Origin of the sequence: Ornithinimicrobium sp. (genome assembly GCF_051004135.1) — a bacterium.
Taxonomy (GTDB): domain Bacteria; phylum Actinomycetota; class Actinomycetes; order Actinomycetales; family Dermatophilaceae; genus Ornithinicoccus.
The window spans coordinates 1-3,469 of sequence record NZ_JBPCKQ010000164.1 but is presented as its reverse complement, the minus strand read 5'-3'; the positions used below and the strand labels follow the sequence as shown (position 1 = coordinate 3,469).

Annotated in this window: 4 protein-coding genes; 3 read left to right on the top strand and 1 reads right to left on the bottom strand. The window is 68.0% G+C overall.

From position 1 onward, the window contains the following. A partial coding sequence (locus ACR2FV_RS11295) for a GNAT family N-acetyltransferase (RefSeq protein ID WP_434015797.1) occupies positions 1-250 on the top strand: 250 nt, incomplete at its 5' end. Positions 251-274: 24 nt separating this feature from the next. Here the strand turns inward: ACR2FV_RS11295 and argC are convergent. Continuing rightward, a complete protein-coding gene (gene argC / locus ACR2FV_RS11290) occupies positions 275-1,216 on the bottom strand; it encodes an N-acetyl-gamma-glutamyl-phosphate reductase (RefSeq protein WP_434015796.1) in 942 nt (313 codons plus the stop codon). Between the two features lie 62 nt (positions 1,217-1,278). Between argC and ACR2FV_RS11285 the strand changes: the two genes are divergently transcribed. Both ACR2FV_RS11285 and ACR2FV_RS11280 read left to right on the top strand, forming a co-directional pair. Beyond that, positions 1,279-2,208 (top strand): ParB/RepB/Spo0J family partition protein, encoded by a 930-nt coding sequence (locus tag ACR2FV_RS11285; RefSeq protein WP_434015795.1) that lies wholly within the window; start codon positions 1,279-1,281, stop codon positions 2,206-2,208. Positions 2,209-2,514: 306 nt separating this feature from the next. Then, a partial coding sequence (locus tag ACR2FV_RS11280; protein WP_434015794.1) for a PrkA family serine protein kinase occupies positions 2,515-3,469 on the top strand: 955 nt, incomplete at its 3' end.

Below are 3,469 nucleotides of genomic sequence, written 5' to 3'. Positions count from 1 at the left end.
GGTCGCCGGCGGGCAGGGTGTCACCGAGGGCGACGTCACCGGTCTCTACGATGTCTTCACCCTGGACGGAGCGCGCGGCCAGGGGTTCGGCGAGCGCATCTGTCGCCATCTGCTCGCCGACGCCGTGGAGGCGGGGGCGACGCTGGCCTATCTGCAGGTCGACGCGGAGAACGAGTCGGCTCGCCGCATCTACCGGCGTCTTGGTTTCGAGGACGCCTACACCTACCACTACCGCGCCGGCCCAGCCTGACCGAGGCCCGCTGCAGCCCGCCTGTCAGAGCCCGAGGGATTCGTCGAAGCCGAGGTGGATGTTCATCGACTGCACGGCGGCGCCGCTGGCTCCCTTGCCGAGGTTGTCGAGCCGCGCCATCAGCAGCGCCTGCGTCGCGCTGGCGAAGACGAAAAGATCGACACGGTTGCTGTCGTTGCAGGCCTGCACGTCGAAAAAGCCATCGGCGAGCGTGGCCGCGTCGTCGAGGGGCATCACCCGGATGAAGCGCTCGCCTTCGTAGCGCTCCGCGAGAGCAGCGTGTAGTTTCGCGGCGCTCGCACCGCGCGGCAACTCGGACAGATGCAGCGGCACCGAGACAGCCAGGCCCTTGAGAAAGTTGCCGACGATCGGCAGGAACACCGGCCGATTCTCGAGTCGGCTGTGGGCGCTCATCGCGGGCAGGTGCTTGTGGGCGAGCGAGAGCGCGTACGGACGCGGCGCGAACAGCCGGGCGTCGCCGCCGGCCTCGTACTGCTCGATCATCTTGCGGCCGCCCCCGGAGTAGCCGGTGATCGAGGTGGCGCTGAGCAGCGCCGCCTGCGAGATCAGCCCCGCGTCGACCAGCGGCCGGACCAGGAGGATGAAGGCACTCGAATGACAGCCGGGGTTGGAGATGCGCTTGGAGTCGCGCAGCCGTTCGCGCTGTTCGGGGGCCAGCTCCGGCAGGCCGAACACCCAGTCGCTGGCGGTGCGGTGCGCCGTACTGGCGTCGATCAGGCAGGTGGACGGGTTGGTGACGAGGGCCGCCGCCTCGCGCGCTGCGGCGTCGGGCAGGCAGAGGAAGGCGACATCGGCGGCATTGAGCAGACGCGAGCGCTCGACCGCGTCCTTGCGCAGCTGCGGCGCGGCGCGCAGCACCTCGATGTCGCTGCGCGACGCGAGGTACTCGCGGATGCGCAGGCCGGTCGTGCCTTCCTGGCCGTCAACGAAAACGCGCGGGATCATGGCAACCTCGAAGTCGAGAAGCGAGGATAAGGCAGAGCGCGCCCAGGCGCGACAATCCCGCCATGGCTACGAAGAAACCCAAGGGACTCGGTCTCGGTCTGGAGGCCTTGCTCGGTCCGCGGGCTCCCGAAGCCAGGGAAGCAGGCGAGCCGCCGGCCGCTGATGGCGAACCCTTGCGCATCGGTCTCGACCGGCTGCAGGCCGGGCGCTATCAGCCGCGAACGCGGATCGACGATGGGGCGCTCCACGCGCTGGCCGAGAGCATCAAGTCGCAGGGCATCATGCAGCCGGTCCTGGTGCGTCCGCTGCCCGGTGCCGTGGCGGGCGCCGGGCAGCGCTTCGAGATCATCGCCGGCGAGCGCCGCTTTCGGGCGGCGCGGCTGGCCGGTCTGCAGGACGTGCCGGTCATCGTCCGCGACGTCGGCGATGAAGCTGCAGCGGCGATGGCGCTGATCGAGAACATCCAGCGCGAGGACCTCAACCCGCTCGAGGAAGCGCGCGGCCTGAAGCGCCTGACCGACGAGTTCGGAATGACGCACGAGGCGGCCGCGCAGGCGGTCGGACGTTCGCGCAGCGCTGCGAGCAATCTGCTGCGCCTGCTCAATCTGAATGCGCACGTGCAGCAGCAGCTGCTCGCCGGTGAGCTCGAGATGGGCCATGCGCGTGCCTTGCTGCCGCTGGACGGCGCCGACCAGATCATCGCCGCCAACCGCGTCGTCGCCGGTCGCCTCAGCGTTCGCGAGACCGAGGCCCTGGTCGCTCGCCAGGCGGCGTCCTCGCTGCGGCGACCCGCCGTCAAGGCGACCGGGCCGCGCCACGACAGTGACGTCGCGCGGGTCGAGCAGCAGCTCTCGGACGCCCTGGCGGCGCCGGTCGAGATCCGGGTGCGCAAGCGCACCGCACGCGGGATCGCCGGCGAGGTCTCGATCGCCTTCGCGTCGATGGACGAGCTCAACGGTCTGCTCGCCCGTCTCGGCCATGCCCCTGCGTGAGCGGGACGTCGATCGGGGTGAGAAACTTCGCACGCGATTGAGGGCTCGCTGCAACAGCCGACGTCAACCGTTGTCACGAGCGGCACGTTGCTTGCTAAAACGGAGCCTGCTCCCCAGCGTGTGAGCAAGCCGGCAAAGACCCCGTTCCTCGGGGCAATGCCGGCGGCCCGATGATCGAAGCTAGACCGACACCAGCTCGGTGCAAGGAAAGCTCTGATGGCGCCCCGCCGGGTTCCATCAGAACTTCCCCGGACGCACGAGGCCTCGCGGCCCAAGGCGCCCGCTTCTGCACAGGAGAGACGAGCCATGGATGTCATTAGCAACTTTGCCGCGCGATTCGAGCGCAACCGCGAAGAAGAGCTGTCGATCGAGGACTACCTGGCCGAGTGCCGGCGCAATCCGCTGTCGTACGCGACCGCCGCCGAGCGCATGCTCAAGGCCATCGGCGAGCCGGCGATGGTGGACACCCGCAACGACCCCCGCATGTCGCGGCTGTTCGCCAACAAGGTCATCAAGATTTATCCGGCGTTCGCCGAGTTCTACGGCATGGAGGACGCGATCGAGCAGGTCGTCAGCTACTTCCGCCATGCCGCTCAAGGCCTCGAGGAGAAGAAGCAGATCCTCTATCTGCTCGGGCCGGTGGGCGGCGGCAAGAGCTCGATCGCCGAACGGCTGAAGCAGCTGATGGAGCATGTGCCGTTCTACGCGATCAAGGGGTCGCCGGTGAACGAGTCGCCGCTCGGCCTGTTCGACCCCACCGAGGACGGCCCGCTGCTCACCAAGGAGTACGGCATCCCGGCCCGTTACCTGACTCGCATCCTCAGCCCCTGGGCGGTGAAGCGTCTCGACGAATTCGGCGGCGACATCCGCAAGTTCAAGGTCGTCAGGCGCTACCCCAGCGTGCTCAAGCAGATCGGCGTCACCAAGACGGAGCCCGGCGACGAGAACAACCAGGACATCTCGGCGCTGGTCGGCAAGGTCGACATCAGGAAGCTCGAAACCTACTCGCAGGACGATCCCGACGCCTACAGTTTCTCGGGCGGCCTGTGCCTAGCCAACCAGGGGTTGCTCGAGTTCGTCGAGATGTTCAAGGCGCCGATCAAGGTCCTGCATCCCCTGCTCACCGCCACCCAGGAGGGCAACTTCAAGGGGACCGAGGGTTTCGGCGCGATCCCCTTCGACGGCATCGTCCTCGCCCACAGCAACGAGAGCGAGTGGAAGACCTTCCGCAACAACAAGAACAACGAGGCCTTCCTCGACC